This is a genomic window from Aquimarina sp. BL5 (genome assembly GCF_003443675.1).
Taxonomy (GTDB): domain Bacteria; phylum Bacteroidota; class Bacteroidia; order Flavobacteriales; family Flavobacteriaceae; genus Aquimarina.
Genome location: NZ_CP031963.1, coordinates 5,673,917 through 5,690,732, shown reverse-complemented (window position 1 = coordinate 5,690,732; position 16,816 = coordinate 5,673,917). Strand labels below are relative to the sequence as shown.

Here is a 16,816-nt window from a genome sequence, read left to right as displayed (position 1 = left end):
ATTTTTTTATTTCATAACAGATTAATAATAAATGGATTATATATCATACTCGTCAGAATTATTTAAAAATATTGATTGGGATTTTATCTGGAGTATTCTTAGAGACATCGTACTTCCTAACTCTGGTGCGCTAATTTTTAATATCATCATATTTCTATTTTTAGGTTTTATAATAGGTATCATATATTGCATTGTACTCTGGCGTAAAGGTATTTTTAAAAGAGCCCCTAAATATTATAACTGGGCAGTAAAATTATACATCCCATTGCTGATTGTAGGAATTCTTTATGTTTTTGGTCAGTGGGGTTTTATAAGAGGTATCTATAAAATACTCGATAATGAAAAAACAATAATTGTTAAAGGCATCTACAATGGTTCTGTGCAGCAAATTTTTGAATCTGAATATGCTAAAAATAAATTTGTTCTTTCTGCTCAAATGTTAGCAATAAAAGCAAAATCAGATTCTCAAGATTATGCCGTATTTTTCAAAAAACATCTTAAAAATTATGACACAGGCAGTTCTTTCCTAAATAAAACTAAAAATAAACTATCAAAATTTATTGTCAACAATTATAGTGATGATCTGTACAAATTAACAATGTATGCACTTATAACTTCTGCTGGTAAAGGTCATATCGATTTTTCCGAAGCGCTACCTTATGAAGAATTTAACGCCGCTATGGATTTATTATTAGAAGTAGGATATCAGGATATAGAAAAAGTAGTTTTAGAGAAATTAAGCCAATGGTTTTCGATGGGTATTACCGCTCAATATCATGGAATGGTAAAATCACTACTAATTTTGTTGTTTCTAATTCTAATTGTTCCTCTATTAGAGTATTTTATATACAAAAAATGGATTGCTCCAAAATACATTCCTAAAACCACGTAGCAATAGATAGTCAACTACCTCAGGGTAAGCTCACTATATATTAAAACGAACTGATTTTTAATTTCGAGGCAAGCCTCAGAGTATTAAACCCTTTGGCGGTGCCAATAAAAAATTATACAATTCTTAAATACCTCATAAGTTGGGTTATTAATTATCACATTACTTATAAGATCTTACACTTTCTATTACTACAGATGTTAAGATGAGTGTTCCTCCGATAACCGTAGTTAGAAGAGGTATTTCTTTTAAAAAGATGATTCCGATAATAATTCCATAAACCGGTTGTACACTACTTATGATACTTGCTGTAGTTGCAGAAAACCGTTTTAAACTAAATAAAAACAATGTATGTCCAATTGCCGTAGTCAATATTGCTAATACTAAAGTCCAAGGCCATTGACTTACAAACCCAGAGCTATCCATTATAAATAGTGTTGGTAAAAGCATCATACTAATGACAACAAGTTGATACCACATTAGCATAGAGCCATGATAATTACTCACTTTAGTCTTCATAATCAAATTACGAAGTGCATAACATAATGCTGAAACAACTCCAAAACCAACAGCTTTTGCATAAGAGTTTTCTAAACTAAAATCAGGTACCAAAAAATAGATTCCTAATAAAACCAGGGCTCCTAAAACCAAATGCATTTTCTGAAATTTTGTTTTCAGAAGTATGGGTTCTAAAAAAGAAGTAATTACCGGATACGTAAACAAGGACAGCACTCCTATCGCTACATTAGACATCTTTAGTGCGTAGAAATAGGTAATCCAATGTAATCCCATTAATATTCCTCCAACAATGATCGTAAATCGATCTTTGGACGCTATTCTAAAAGATATTTTTTTCCATTTACAAAATAAGAACAATATAATTCCTGCTAAAATAGCTCTAAAAGCAATCGTTACAGGCACCGGCATATCAATATATCTACCTAATGCTCCAGAAGTACTAATGAAAAGCATGGCTAAATTTAATTCAAGAATATTACGCAGGTGCTGGGTACTTTTTGGCATATAATAGAATGGTTATCGAACCAGTTTTTTTGATTTTTCTTTAATAATATCTGCTACCGGTCTACCTTCTATATTACTTTCTAACCAAGAGAGAATATCAAGATATAAAAATGCTCTTTTTTCATATGGATGATCCTCGTACTGTTTCAAGGTTTTATGTAGTTTTCTAAACTCATCTTTAATCTGATGAGGAAATATGTCTCCTAGGTTTTTAAGAAACTTAATCATTTCTTTCTGCACCGCATGCAAGTCATCCATTTTTATCAAAAATCGATACGTCTCCTTCAATTGAGTTTCTAAATGATAATCCATTCCAGCTTCATAATGCGCTACTAAACTAAGCACTCTGGCAAAACACATTAAATCTTCTCGCATTTTCAGCGATTTATTATTGATAATCTTACTTAGATATTCTATACATTTACGATGATTGGACATACCGAAATACAAACAACCAATCTTATAATACAATACCATGATATGATGATCATCTAAACGGTTTTTATACTCAGTAATTCCCTTTAAAATTTCGGTAACCAAATATTCTCCTTCATCAAAAGTTCCCTCTAAAAAATGAACATTTAGTCTATTATTGTATATAAACTGAAACGAAAGTACCTCGATATTATCATCAACAGGAAAATCATCGGATTTAATAGTCTTTTCGAACTTGTTCAGTGTTAACTTAAGCTGTGTTTTACCTTGAATCAAATATAACGACTCTAATAAATAATGATTTCCTCTTAGGAAAAATACTGGATTAAGAATGATCATTTTAGGGGTTGAATAAAACAGATCTACCCATTTTTTAGAATACTTATAGCAGGATAAAAAATCCTGAACCATAAAGCTATACCATAAATGTGCTTTGTATAACCATAATTTCTCTCTAAACCCAAGGATGCTCCAATCATACTTCGGTAATTTACTTTCGAAATAGTTAGTGATTATCTTATGTTCCTTATCATTTCTAACATACCCACTTTTTATCATCAACCCATATAACTGAAGCGAAAGGTTAGACAATCGACTGGTCAACACATTTTTCATGCTCAGCATTTTAGCTTCAATCGTCAATTCATCCGCTCGACTATTAATACTTCTAGTTATATATTGGGTTTCAATGACCTTTTCTAATTCTACAATTTCATAAGCAATATTATTTTCTTCATTTTCTTTGGCTACAGTCTTTGCCTTATCAAGAATCTTAAGACTTTGTTTATACAGTCCTTTATGATATAAAATGGTAGCAAAATCCAGTTGTTCTCTTATCTGCGATCTAACGTTTTGATGTAATGGACTTAGTCTAAGACTAATCAAAATTTGTTTGTATAAATGTGCCTTAAGATTAGAAAGTTGTTGCTTTTTGACAATTCCTTTAGATACAATAAGCTCTTCATCAAGAGATTCGCTTTTATCTAAATGGTTAAAAAGTGCTAAGAATTTGGAATCAGTATTTACACCTAATCTCCCAACGTACACCTTAAATTGTCGTTTTTCAGACTTAGAAAGTGACTTCACTAAGACAAACAAAGGATCTTTTTGATCATTAGTCATTGTAAGAAAATATATTGTAATTAATTGATTAAAAGAAAGTTAAACCGTAATCAAAACACTTCAACATTGTAAAACACGTAGCTAAATCCCTTCTTTTTGAATAACCAAAATATAAATTCGTAAGAGAATACTAAAACATCTTAGAATAATATTTTAAAAAAGATATCATTTAAAGAGATTATCAAAAATACTAATTCACATAATTCCTATGAGCGATAATAAAGTCCAAATTTTTGACACCACCTTAAGAGATGGAGAACAGGTCCCTGGTTGTAAGTTAAATACAAAACAAAAATTAGTGATTGCTGAGCGACTAGACCTTCTAGGGGTTGATGTAATAGAAGCTGGATTCCCAGTATCGAGTCCTGGAGATTTTGCTTCAGTTAGTGAAATTGCAAAAATTGTAAAAAATGCAACGGTTTGTGGATTAACCAGAGCTGTCGAAAATGATATTAAAGTTGCTGCAGAAGCTCTTAAATATGCTAGAAAACCAAGAATCCACACAGGAATAGGAACATCAGAATCTCATATAAAATATAAGTTTAACTCTACCCAAGAGAAAGTAATCGAACGTGGAATTGCCGCTGTAAAATACGCAAAATCTTTTGTAGAGGATGTAGAGTTTTATGCTGAAGATGCCGGGCGTACAGATAATGAGTTTTTAGCACGAGTTTGTGAAGCAATGATCAAAGCGGGAGCAACTGTTCTAAATATACCTGATACTACAGGGTACTGTTTACCAGAAGAATATGGAGCTAAAATAAAATATTTAAAGGAAAACGTAAAAGGCATTGATAACGTTATCATCTCGTGTCACTGTCATAACGATTTAGGATTAGCAACTGCTAATTCTATTGTGGGAGCCATAAACGGAGCAAGACAGATAGAATGTACTATTAACGGAATAGGAGAACGTGCCGGAAATACTGCCTTAGAAGAAGTAGTTATGATTATGAAACAACATCCGTATCTAAACCTTAATACAGACATCAATTCTAAGTTATTATATGATACCAGTCTTATGGTTTCTGAAAGTATGGGTATGATGGTACAACCAAACAAAGCGATTGTTGGTGCTAATGCCTTTGCACATAGCTCAGGAATACACCAGGATGGAGTTATCAAAAATAGAGAGACATACGAAATTATAGATCCAGCTGAAGTTGGAGTAACAGAATCAGCCATCGTACTCACAGCAAGAAGTGGTAGAGCTGCTCTGGCTTATAGAGCCAAAAAAATTGGGTATGAATTAACTAAACTTCAGCTGGATGAAGTATATAAAGAATTCTTAAACTACGCTGACAGAAAGAAAGAAGTAGTTAATGAGGATATCCACCAGATTATGAAAACTGTTGAGGTCGAAATGGCAGTAGTTGCTTAAACACTTTATCATTTCTTTTTTATTAAAGAATACGTAGGAATTTACAAAACATATGAAGAAGACATTATTTGATAAAGTTTGGGACGCGCACGTCGTCAAAGAGGTAGAAAATGGTCCTCAGGTACTTTATATAGATCAACATTTAATCCACGAAGTGACAAGTCCGCAAGCATTTAATGAACTTGAACAACGTGGAATTCCTATTTTTAGACCGAATCGAATAGTAGCCACGGCCGATCATAATACGCCAACGATTGATCAGCATCTACCGGTAAAAGATCTTTTATCTAGAAATCAATTAGCTCAGTTAACAGAGAACTGTAATAAAAATAACATCACTTTATATGGATTGGGTCATAAGTACAATGGTATTGTACACGTAATGGCTCCAGAATTAGGTATTACTCAACCCGGAATGACAATGGTTTGTGGGGATAGTCATACTTCTACTCATGGTGCATTCGGTTCTATTGCTTTTGGTATTGGAACCAGTCAGGTTGCACAAGTTTTTGCAAGTCAATGTTTATTACTTCAGAAACCTAAAAGTCTTCGTGTAAATGTAAACGGTAAATTAAAACCAGGCGTTTTACCTAAAGATGTAATTCTTTATGTGATCGCTAAACTTGGAACCAATGCCGGTACAGGATATTTTTGTGAATATGCAGGTAATGTATTCGAAGAAATGTCTATGGAGGGTCGCATGACTGTCTGTAATATGAGTATTGAAATGGGAGCTCGCGGAGGTATGATTGCTCCTGATGAAACTACTTTCGAATATGTAAAAGGACGAGAGTTTGCTCCAAAAGGAGAGATTTTTGACAAAAAAGTAGCCTATTGGAAAACCTTGCCAACTGATGAAGATGCTGTTTTTGATAAAGAATATCACTTTGACGCAGCAGATATCTCACCTATGATAACCTATGGAACTAATCCAGGTATGGGAATCAAAGTCACAGAAAACATACCAACGGAAAACAATACTTCTTTCGAAAAATCATTAGCCTATATGAATTTCGAAAAAGGACAATCCTTAATCGATCAGAAAATTAATTATGTCTTTATTGGAAGTTGTACCAATAGTAGAATTGAAGATTTTAGAGTTGCAGCAAGTTATATCAAAGGAAAGAGAAAAGCAGATAGCGTTACAGCCTGGCTAGTACCCGGATCACAGCAAGTAGCGTCGCAAATAGTTAATGAAGGACTGAATGAAATTTTTGAAGAAGCTGGGTTTCAACTAAGACAACCAGGATGTTCTGCTTGTCTGGCTATGAATGATGATAAAATTCCGGAAAGAGAATACTGCGTTTCTACTTCTAATAGAAATTTTGAAGGTCGACAAGGACAGGGCTCTAGAACGATTCTTGCAAGTCCACTTGTAGCAGCAGCTACTGCAATTGAAGGGAAAATTGTAGATATCACTAAACATTTGAATTAAAAAATTATGGATAAGTTTGTTAAACTCACCTCCACCGCTATACCCTTACCTATAGAAAATGTAGATACGGATCAGATTATTCCAGCTCGTTTTCTAAAAGCTACGGATCGCGAAGGTTTTGGAGAAAATTTGTTTAGAGATTGGCGTTTCGATAAAGATGGAAGTGCAAACAAAGATTTTTCTTTAAACAATCCCGATTACTCAGGAAGTATTTTAGTAGCAGGAGACAATTTTGGCTGTGGTTCTAGTAGAGAACACGCTGCTTGGGCGATTCATGATTATGGATTTAAAGTAGTGGTTTCGAGCTTTTTTGCAGACATTTTTAAAGGAAATTCACTGAATAATGGGTTACTACCTGTGCAAGTATCACCAGAATATCTTCAAGAGCTATTTACAGAAATCGAAAAAGATCCTAAAACTACAATTGAAGTTGATCTAGAAGCACAGAAAATCACAATTAAATCAACCGGATCTGAAGCTCATTTTGAAATAAACAATTACAAAAAGATGTGTATGATAAATGGATATGATGATATTGATTTCCTTCTAAGCAGTAAAGAAGAAATTGAAGCATATGAAAACGCAAGAGTATAAAAATAAGAAAAACAAAATACAGAGCTAAGAAAACACTTCTACCAGCTCAGTGTGACATAATAAACTATTTATGAAACTAGAAATCGCTGTATTATCAGGAGACGGAATAGGACCAGAAGTAACTACTCAAGCCATAAAAGCACTGGATGCAATTGCTCATGCTTTTGATCATACTTTTATTTTTAAAGAAGCATTGGTAGGTGCTATCGCTATTGACAAAACTGGTAACCCACTACCCGACGATACTTTACAACTTTGTGCAAATACAGATGCTGTTCTTTTTGGTGCCATCGGTGATCCCAAATATGATAATGATCCAAGTGCAAAAGTACGTCCAGAACAAGGATTACTGCGTTTACGTAAAGAGTTAGGATTATATGCTAACATAAGGCCTGTAAAAGCTTATGAAACTTTATTGGATAAATCTCCACTAAAAAGAGAAATCATAACAGGAACTGATATCTCAATATATCGCGAACTTACTGGTGGTATCTATTTTGGAAAAAAACATCTAAACGAGGAAGGAACTATAGCCTCTGACTTATGTGAATATTCTAAAGAAGAAATTGAGCGCATATCACATCTTGCTTTTAAAGCGGCACAAAACCGAAGAAAAAAGCTAACCTTAATAGACAAAGCGAACGTTTTAGAATCTTCTCGTTTATGGAGAAAAGTGGTTACTGAAATTGCTAAAGCGTATGAAGATGTAGAATTGGACTTCTTATTTGTTGATAATGCTGCTATGCAAATGATTCTTAATCCAAGCCAGTTTGATGTGATCCTCACAGAAAACATGTTTGGAGATATTATTTCTGATGAAGCCAGTGTTATTGGTGGATCCATAGGATTATTAGCTTCCGCTTCTGTTGGAGATACCTGCTGTATGTTCGAACCTATTCACGGTTCCTATCCACAAGCAACTGGAAAGGGAATTGCCAATCCAATTGCTGCTATTTTATCTGCAGCGATGTTATTAGAACATTTTGATCTTATTGATGAAGCAAATGCTATAAAAAATGCTGTAGAAAAGGCATTAGAATTAAATCTTACAACACCAGATCTTAATATTACAAATCCATTAACTACAGAAAAAGTAGGAGATTTCATTTATGATTATATCCTTAATCCAGAAGATTCTAACATGAATTTTGAAAACATACACGTAGGACAATCTACGATTATATAGTATTACAAAGTATTAGTTATATATTTTTTATCAAAAAGCAATCAGGTTTTATAATCTGGTTGCTTTTTTGTTGTCAGTTGTTTTAGGTTATTTCAACTTAGTAAATCTACGAAGGGTGAGGCTCTCGAACTCTGAGTTTATCGGACTTCGAGAACCTCAGCCCTCGCTTGGTATTACGGTATAGCTATTATATGTTTCCGAAAGGTGAGGCTCTCGAACCTAGAGTTTACGGTGTTTCGCTTACGCCCAACCCTCTTCATGTTTCAACTCCTGAATGCAGTCAAAGGGTGAATTCTCAAATTATTTTAAAAAAATTGATTTTTGATAGTAACATAAGTAGATCTTATGACACTATCTAGTATAAAATAGAACGTAATAGAAATATTAGAAGCGTTTTATTACAACTTTTAATTATATGAATTTTACAATTATGAGAAAAGTATTGTTATTTCTATGTGTTTTAGTGTCTGGTTTTAGTGTTTTTGGTCAAACAACAACTTTTGACAACCTTAACGCCAATCCATTTACGGGAAAATCCATTTCTTGGACATCATCTAATTACGGTTCAGGATTTGGCCATAGAATAATAAATTCAGATCCTGGAGGGCAAACTTTATTAAACTTTCAAGGTAGACATAACTCTACTTCTTGGAGTGATATTTTAACGTTAACATCTAATGGTAATGTAGGTATTGGAACAACAAGTCCTACTAAAAAACTTGATGTTAATGGCTCAATAGCGGGTCAAAGTTTTATAAATGTTCAAAAAGGAGGAAGTTATGTAATCTCATTAAATGGTAACGAGCACGGATATATTACGGGAAGAAATTCTTCATTTGAAAATAAATTTCAGATTGCATCTAATGGCAATACTTATTTTAATGGTGGCAATGTTGGAATTGGAACAACAAATCCAGATGCTAAACTCCAAGTAGAAGGACAAGCCAAAGTTGGAAAATGGGGTGTCCTAACTTTAGACTGGACCAATGAGACCAATTGGGGAGGAAGCTCCAATAAATGGGCTGGGTATATAGGGTTCAATTCGTCTAGAAATAATGAAGATCCTAAAGATTATTATAAAGGAACTAATAAATATACTTCTAAAGGTGTTTTTGAAGGTTCTAATTATGGGTTCAGATGGCTATATAGAAATCATATCAATTATGATTCTGATACACAACATCAACTTTCTGAATACATGCGTCTGACAAATGATGGTAATCTGGGAATCGGCACCACAAACCCAGATGCCAAACTAGCCGTAAACGGTAATATCCATACCAAAGAAGTAAAAGTAGACTTAATCGGTTGGGCGGATTATGTGTTTAAAGAAGATTACAACCTCCCTACGCTACAACAAGTAGAAGATCATATCAATCAAAATGGACATCTTATCAACATCCCATCGGCGGCAGAAGTAGCAGAAAATGGTATCCAATTAGGTGAGATGAATGCGAAACTCCTAGAGAAAATTGAGGAATTGACGCTTTACGCAATTTCACAGGAGAAACAATTAAAATATTTTAAAAGTGAAACCAAATCGTCTAAAGAAGTCATTGAAAACTTAAAATTAAAAAATATCAATTTAGAAGATAGACTATCAAAATTAGAAGCTCTGTTGACAACTTTAGAAAGGTAACTTATTTCTTATCTTTTAAAAAAATGCTAAGTATTTCCATTCAATATTATTTCTTAATTAAACTGTTATATCAATGAAAAAATCATCTAGCCTATTAATTACATTAGCACTACTACTAATTAGTAGTCTATTATTTTCACAAGACCCAAACGATATTCCCAAAATTTTTCCTGCTTCTCCCGAAGCATCTAATTTAGGCCGATTCGGTGAAATACCAGTTAATTTATCAGTAGGAATGGCTAACTTTTCTGTTCCCATATATACTATTGAAGAAGTTGGCTTTCAACTGCCCGTTTCTGTAAATTATCAGCATAATGGTTTAGTTGTAGATCAAATACCTGGGCATTTAGGAATGGGATGGAATTTAAATGCTGGAGGAATGATCACTAGACAAATGAAAGGACGTCCAGATGAAGATCCTGCTGGATATATAGGGAGTCAAATGACAGGAAAAAACATAGTAATCCCCTACATTAATAATCAATTAACTCCGCAAAGAAAAAGTGATGTTAATCAGCTAGCATCAGAAAATCTTATTGATTTACAACCTGATAAATTTATTGCAAATGTTGGAAGTATGAGTGTTACCTTTTATTTTGATGAAAATAGAAAACCTGTAATAAAGCCCTATAAACCATATAAAATTGAACTTATAAATAATGATTTTTCATTTAATCAAGGTATAAAAATTACAGATGATAATGGTATTCAATATTTTTTCCAGGAAAAAGAAACCACCACACGTACGCAACCTATTTCTTTAAATGAAATTGCGGGCTCAATGCATAATGGCTATACATCTGGTTGGAAATTATCCAAAGTAATATTGATTAATAATGAAGAGTTAAGATTTAATTACGATGCTACCGTGCATTATCAAAGCACAAAATCACAAAGTTTTAGACAATGGGTTTCTGGAGACACTAATTGTTCGAGTAGCCCATTAACAACTTCAACACGTAATTATCAAATAACTTCTAAAATCATAAAGAACATTCTGTTTCCGAAAGGAAAAATAGAATTTGATAATACAATTATAACCCTTTCAGATAATAATAGTAATAAAAATAAGTATTTATCACATCTTGATATAATACGTGTTCTTAACCAAAACAACGAAGTTATAAATACATACGATTTATATTTTGATAACCTTGATAAAACCAGAAAACTTTTAACTGAGGTTAGAATTAATAACGACAATAAGAATTTTTACAGTTTCGATTATTATACATCTCCTCCAGATGTCATACCTTTTTATGAGCAGGATTTTTGGGGCTATTATAATTCAAACCCTAATAATTTTTTAATTAACTCTTATAATACCTATGATGTATTTGGTGGCAGAAAACCAGACTTTGAGAAAACAAGAATGGGAGCTCTTAAAAAAATCACCTACCCTACAAAAGGCTCTTCAGAAATTGAATATCAGCTTAATTCGGTAGATGCTATTTCTAACCCTATTCCGTATACCTGTCAAAATGCTGAATTACAATTTGTTGGGTCAAGAAATGTTAGTTTAAATTGGCAAGAACAAAATCAAGGCACCAATTATAAGACGGACAAATTGACTTTTACCATAGAGGAAGGCCTTCAACATATTTCAGTTAATTTGAATGTAAGAAAGATTGGTGATGATGGTGGCATATTGGGAAATTCTATACCAGGAATAGCAAGGGCTTCGTTAAGTAAGATTAATGGTTCTAATGTAGGTTGTGCTGATACTGAATGTTATAGCGGTCCGCCTGGTGACGATAGAGGGTGCGATACATTATATCGTTCTATTGGTAGTCCAACACACTTTTCGCCAGGACAAAAAACGTTAAACAGACGATATAAATTAAGACCAGGAACATATGAACTTAAAGTAGAGGTAGAAAATTATGGAGTTGCCTATACAACTGGAGATATTATAATTGCATCTGCTTCGGTGTCTAAGGAAGTAGCTCCCCCCGTAATAACAGAAACTGCCGGAATTAGAATTTCTAAAATTAAGAACTGTCCAAATAATAACAGTTCAGAATGTACAGAAAAGGAATTCATTTATGAAGATACAAATGGCAAGAGTTATGGTAAGTTGTTTAGAAAACGTAACATTACGGAATATAGAATGTCTTCAGTAAATGGTGCGATAGGAAATGGCATTTGCAGTGCTGTTTATGATGTGTATTCTAGCAGTAGTAATGTGCCACTAGGATATTTTATGGGCTCGCATATTTTTTATGATACAGTCGTTGAAAGAATTAAAGGGAATAGCAACAACTATTTAGGATATACTAAAAAAACATTCGTATGCAGTCCTGTCGAGCAAAACTTAACGTTTCCTTTTTTGGATGTAGATAACAAAGAATTTAAAAATGGAAAACCATTAACAGAAGAAGTTTATAATAATTCGTCTTCAAATCCTATTTCTGCAAAAGAATACACCTATGACTTTGATGGTAATGGAACCTCTCTTACTGGAATAAATCAACGTGTCTATGCTCTTAGTATTGGTATTATTGCTGCCAATAATACTTCTGGTCCCAATGGATATACCAGTAACAGTACCGTCTTTAGAAACAATATAGATCGTGAATGGTTAACTACCGAAAAGAACACAGAATTTTTAAACAATTCTAACCTTATCAGTATTAAAAACTATGACTATATGAACCCTCAAGGGCATATAAAAGAAAAAGAAGTAATCGATAGTAGGAATGAATCCTATATAACTAGTTATGAATATCCTTATACATTAAATAGCACTATAAATAATGATTTGATAATTAAAAACAGATTGGCTACACCATTGGAGATAACGGTTACTAAAAGTGATTTTCAGTTATCTAAACAACAAACAACTTATCGTAACTGGAGCAATGATATTATAAGTACAGAATATATAAAATCTTCTAAAAATGAAGATGGATTAGAAGATCGCTTACAGTATTTTAAATACGATTCAAAAGGCAATCCATTAGAAGTCTCAAAATCAAATGGAGTTCATATTAGTTACATCTGGGGGTATGACAAACAATACCCTGTTGCTAAGATAGAAAATGCTACTAGACTACAAATAGAAGCGTTATCTGGATTTGGAGCTGATTTCCACACTGGAGAAGGAGGACTATCTAGCACTCAGGAAAACACCTTGCGAACTAGCTTACCCAATACCATGATTTCCACTTACGAATACAAACCTTTAATCGGAGTTACAAAAATGACAGATCCGCGAGGATATACAATGACCTATCATTATGATGCCTTTAATCGTCTCGAGTATGTAAAAGATGCAGCAGACAACTTGATCTCAGAAAATCAGTATAACTATAAAAACTAAGTAACGGATGAAAAATATTGTAAGACAAATAACTACAGCCTTACTAGTTTTAGTAAGCATAACCGCAACTGCTCAAATAGCAGATACAGTGATTATAGAAAATGAAACCATTAATGTATCTAGCGATCCGGCATTACTTAATGTAAGCGCAGGTCAAAAAATTATCATTAAACCAACTACCTGGATACAACCAGGAACTGTATTTTCTGCAACGATTTCTGGAGATCCATATATCAGTCTCGTGTTAAATACTGATGAAAATTATGTGTTTACCAGATCCTTTCAAGCTCCTATTACCGAAACTGAATTAAACGATCCTACTATTGGAATTAAGAACAACAGCGATGTGATAGAAAGCATTACCTATTTTGATGGACTAGGTCGTGCAAAACAGCAAATTGGAATTAAAGCCTCTCCGGATAAAAGAGATATTGTTAATCATATCGAGTATGATTCTTTAGGAAGATCAGCCAAGCAATACTTGGCCTTTGAAAGGCAAACCGGAGCATTAGGAAGTTATAATGCAGTAGATATAACTAACAACATTAATAGTTATTATAAAAATAAATATGAGGATGACTTTACAGGAATGGCATTAACTGATGTTAACGCATACTCAGAAAGTGTTTTTGAAGCTTCACCTCTAAACCGAGTTCTGGAACAAGGAGCACCAGGAAAAGATTGGAAAGCAAATAAGGATGTAGATACTGATCATACCATTAAGTTCGATTGGGGTACTAATATAGCCGATGAAGTAATGTATTTTAAAGTGAATTTTCACGAAAACAATACCGAAGTACCAATTTTGGTGAAAGACGGATATTATAACCCTAACGAACTTTATGTAACCATTACTAAAGATGAAAACTGGCAACCTGGTCAGACAAATCCAGAGGATCATACTACCAGAGAGTATAAAGATAAATTAGGACGAGTAATCCTAAAAAGAACCTATGCTTCGGCAGGCTCAGCAAACTCTGTGGTACACGATACCTTTTATGTATACGATGATTTTGGGAATCTCACCTATGTGATTCCTCCAAAAGTAACATTAAGCGCTACAGATGGGGTATCTACAGAAGAGCTTGCCGAACTGTGTTATCAATACATCTACGATTATCGTAATAGACTAGTAGAAAAGAAAATACCAGGCAAAGGTTGGGAGTATATTGTATATAACAAATTGGATCAACCTATAATGACTCAGGATGCAAATCAGAAAACAAAAAGTGAATGGTTGTTTACCACGTATGATGCATTTGGTAGAGTAATTTATACCGGAAAAGATAGAAATAATACCAAAACCAGAAGTCAAATACAAATAGAAGCTGATGAAAGAACTTCTCAATTTGTGAATAGGACAACAGTACCCAATATATACGTTGGTACAAACATATATTATAATAAAGGGAGTGTTTATCCTAATAGCTTTGATGAAATATTAACCATTAATTACTATGATGATTATGAAGTTGGAAATCTTGTAACTTTTAATCCAGCTAATGGCTCCGGAACCTGGGAAGGTATGACAGCAACCGCTGAAGTAAAAGGCTTACCAACGGTATCCCAAGTTAGAGTGTTAGGAACTGATCAATGGATTACAACAGCTACTTATTACGATAATAAAGGAAGAGCTTGGGAAACCCATATAAAAAATGATTATCTCGGTACTGAAGATTGGATTTTAAATAAACTTGATTTTGCAGGAAAAGTATTAGAAACTAAAACAACCCATACCAAAGGAAGTAATGCTGCGATAGCGACTGTTGATACCTTTACCTACGATCATATGGGGAGATTGTTAGATCAAAAGCAAACAATCAACAATCAAGCAGAAGAGCGAATTGTAACCAATACCTATGATGCATTAGGGCAATTGGAGTCTAAAGAAGTAGGTGGTGGATTACAAGATGTAGATTATACCTATAATGTGAGAGGTTGGTTAAAAGAAATAAATGAAGGTACTACCGATAATGGAGATTTATTTGGTTTTGCAATTAATTACAATACCACTAGCGAAAACTTAGGTGCTGATCCATTATTTAATGGAAACATTAGTGAAACCATCTGGAAAACTGCCAATGACAATATCAAGCGTGCTTATGGATATCAGTATGATGCATTAAATCGTATCACAGCAGGATTGGACGATACTACAGATAAAAGATACAGTTTAAGTAGTATTGAGTATGATAAAAACGGAAATATAGAAACCTTACTTAGAAACGGTCATACTAATATCAATGCAAATAGTTTTGGTGTGATGGACAACCTTACCTATGTATACGATGATGGTAATAAACTAAACAAAGTAACTGATAGTGGTAATAAAAACGAAGGTTTTATTGACGGAAATAATACAGATAATGATTATCTTTATGATGATAATGGAAATATGATTGCTGACAAAAATAAAGATATAAGCTCGATAACGTATAATCACTTAAACTTACCAGAAAGGATTGAGTTTGTTTCTCTCATACCCAGCCAACAGAAACGTATCGATTATATATATGATGCTACTGGAGTGAAATTGAGAAAAGTAGTCACAAATTATCCTTCTAGTAATACTACCGAATATGCAGGAAATTATATCTACGAAAGTAATTATTCCATAGGATTACCTCCGGGACCTAATAATTCTGATGAAAAAGTATTAAAATTCATGAACCATCCAGAAGGATATATAGAACCTAATGGAACAGGTGGATTTGATTATATCTACCAGTATAAAGATCATCTAGGCAATATACGTCTTAGTTTTTCTGATAAAGACAAGGATGGTAAGATCGATGTACTGAGAAATGATATTGATGTTGATGGAGATGGTGATTATGCTCACGAAATACTAGAAGAAAAGAATTATTATCCTTTTGGACTACAACACAAGGGGTACAATAATACTATCACAGGACGTGAACATCCTTATAAGTTTCAAGGAGTTCAGTTTAATGAAGATTTAGGATTAAATCTCTATGAAATGGATTGGAGACAATACGATCCTGCAATTGCAAGGTTTACTTCCATTGATCCACTAGCAGAAGAAAGAGATTGGTTAAACCCTTACAATTTTGTACAAAATAACCCTATTTCAAGAATAGATCCTCTTGGGTTATTAGATACTTATGGAGTAGATGACAATGGGAATATAACCCATCTGGATAATAAGAAATATTATGATGATGACGGTAATGAAATAGATAGACTTTATAAAGTAGATGGAAAAGGAAATAAAACAGATACTAATAGTGATAAAAAAGTGGATGAGGATGATTCTGTAGCTGTTGATAAGAATACTCTTAATAATGTTGAATCAGATAAGTCAGGAAATAGAAAATATGATTATTTCTATCATAAAGATGGAGATCGAGCGGATAAATTATTTGAATTTTTAGCAGACAATACAGATGTAGAATGGAGTAAGGTAACTGAAGACCGCACTCATAGTTGGATTACTACTAGCCATCATACTGGAGTGGAATGGGGAGGAACACATTTACTTTCGGATTTACTTCAAGATAGTCCAGATGCATTTTTTGAACATATACATAGTCATCCAAAAGAGGGTGGTATCTTAGGTTATTCAGGTCCTTCAGGGTTTATAAAAAAAGACAAAAAATATGGTCAAGGGGATAAAAAAGTAGCACGTAATTTTAGAAAAGAGTATCCAAAATCTATAATAGAATTTTCAGTTTATGACGCAAAAAATCAATCTTACATCAGATATACACCTACAACACGTGGTGTGCCTATTAAGAAAAAGAACTAAATATTATTTAGTTTTATTGTT

The 16,816-nt window shown here is 33.3% G+C and carries 10 protein-coding genes; 8 read left to right on the top strand and 2 right to left on the bottom strand.

The features are described 5' to 3' along the window. Nucleotides 1–31 precede the first annotated feature (31 nt). The gene (locus tag D1818_RS23855; RefSeq protein ID WP_118462625.1) at nucleotides 32–892 is read left to right on the top strand and encodes a hypothetical protein; all 861 of its coding nucleotides are present in this window, start codon (nucleotides 32–34) and stop codon (nucleotides 890–892) included. A 159-nt stretch (nucleotides 893–1,051) separates the two neighbouring features. Here D1818_RS23855 and D1818_RS23850 read toward each other — a convergent pair whose 3' ends face one another. Beyond that, a complete protein-coding gene (locus D1818_RS23850; RefSeq protein ID WP_118462622.1) occupies nucleotides 1,052–1,912 on the bottom strand; it encodes a DMT family transporter in 861 nt (286 codons plus the stop codon). Between the two features lie 12 nt (nucleotides 1,913–1,924). Next, nucleotides 1,925–3,469, bottom strand: coding sequence for a hypothetical protein (locus tag D1818_RS23845; RefSeq protein WP_118462619.1), 1,545 nt, complete (start codon nucleotides 3,467–3,469; stop codon nucleotides 1,925–1,927). Nucleotides 3,470–3,677: 208 nt separating this feature from the next. Here D1818_RS23845 and D1818_RS23840 point away from each other — a divergent pair, with 208 nt between their 5' ends. The 7 genes from D1818_RS23840 (at nucleotide 3,678) to D1818_RS23810 (ending at nucleotide 16,795) form a co-directional block, all read left to right on the top strand. Beyond that, nucleotides 3,678–4,850: a 2-isopropylmalate synthase gene (locus tag D1818_RS23840; protein WP_118462614.1), complete on the top strand. Its 1,173-nt coding sequence runs from the start codon at nucleotides 3,678–3,680 to the stop codon at nucleotides 4,848–4,850. Between the two features lie 52 nt (nucleotides 4,851–4,902). Beyond that, nucleotides 4,903–6,285: a 3-isopropylmalate dehydratase large subunit gene (gene leuC, locus D1818_RS23835; protein ID WP_118462611.1), complete on the top strand. Its 1,383-nt coding sequence runs from the start codon at nucleotides 4,903–4,905 to the stop codon at nucleotides 6,283–6,285. A 6-nt stretch (nucleotides 6,286–6,291) separates the two neighbouring features. Next, on the top strand, nucleotides 6,292–6,879 hold the full coding sequence (leuD, locus tag D1818_RS23830; RefSeq protein WP_118462608.1) for a 3-isopropylmalate dehydratase small subunit: 588 nt from the start codon (nucleotides 6,292–6,294) through the stop codon (nucleotides 6,877–6,879). Between the two features lie 70 nt (nucleotides 6,880–6,949). Then, nucleotides 6,950–8,065: a 3-isopropylmalate dehydrogenase gene (gene leuB, locus D1818_RS23825; protein WP_118462605.1), complete on the top strand. Its 1,116-nt coding sequence runs from the start codon at nucleotides 6,950–6,952 to the stop codon at nucleotides 8,063–8,065. A 415-nt stretch (nucleotides 8,066–8,480) separates the two neighbouring features. After that, nucleotides 8,481–9,704 carry a hypothetical protein gene (locus tag D1818_RS23820; RefSeq protein WP_118462602.1) on the top strand — a complete coding sequence of 408 codons (1,224 nt, stop codon included), beginning with the start codon at nucleotides 8,481–8,483 and terminating at the stop codon, nucleotides 9,702–9,704. 73 nt (nucleotides 9,705–9,777) lie between these two features. Beyond that, nucleotides 9,778–13,026 carry an RHS repeat domain-containing protein gene (locus tag D1818_RS23815; protein ID WP_118462599.1) on the top strand — a complete coding sequence of 1,083 codons (3,249 nt, stop codon included), beginning with the start codon at nucleotides 9,778–9,780 and terminating at the stop codon, nucleotides 13,024–13,026. A gap of 7 nt (nucleotides 13,027–13,033) precedes the next feature. Next, on the top strand, nucleotides 13,034–16,795 hold the full coding sequence (locus D1818_RS23810; protein ID WP_118462596.1) for a DUF6443 domain-containing protein: 3,762 nt from the start codon (nucleotides 13,034–13,036) through the stop codon (nucleotides 16,793–16,795). Nucleotides 16,796–16,816 lie beyond the last annotated feature (21 nt).

Bases quoted from the DNA above. Each gene is read 5' to 3' on its own strand.
- leuB (WP_118462605.1), top strand. From the start codon at position 6,950: ATGAAACTAGAAATCGCTGTATTATCAGGAGACGGAATAGGACCAGAA.
- D1818_RS23815 (WP_118462599.1), top strand. From the start codon at position 9,778: ATGAAAAAATCATCTAGCCTATTAATTACATTAGCACTACTACTAATT.
- leuD (WP_118462608.1), top strand. From the start codon at position 6,292: ATGGATAAGTTTGTTAAACTCACCTCCACCGCTATACCCTTACCTATA.
- D1818_RS23820 (WP_118462602.1), top strand. From the start codon at position 8,481: ATGAATTTTACAATTATGAGAAAAGTATTGTTATTTCTATGTGTTTTA.
- D1818_RS23845 (WP_118462619.1), bottom strand. From the start codon at position 3,469: ATGACTAATGATCAAAAAGATCCTTTGTTTGTCTTAGTGAAGTCACTT.
- D1818_RS23810 (WP_118462596.1), top strand. From the start codon at position 13,034: ATGAAAAATATTGTAAGACAAATAACTACAGCCTTACTAGTTTTAGTA.
- D1818_RS23840 (WP_118462614.1), top strand. From the start codon at position 3,678: ATGAGCGATAATAAAGTCCAAATTTTTGACACCACCTTAAGAGATGGA.
- leuC (WP_118462611.1), top strand. From the start codon at position 4,903: ATGAAGAAGACATTATTTGATAAAGTTTGGGACGCGCACGTCGTCAAA.
- D1818_RS23855 (WP_118462625.1), top strand. From the start codon at position 32: ATGGATTATATATCATACTCGTCAGAATTATTTAAAAATATTGATTGG.
- D1818_RS23850 (WP_118462622.1), bottom strand. From the start codon at position 1,912: ATGCCAAAAAGTACCCAGCACCTGCGTAATATTCTTGAATTAAATTTA.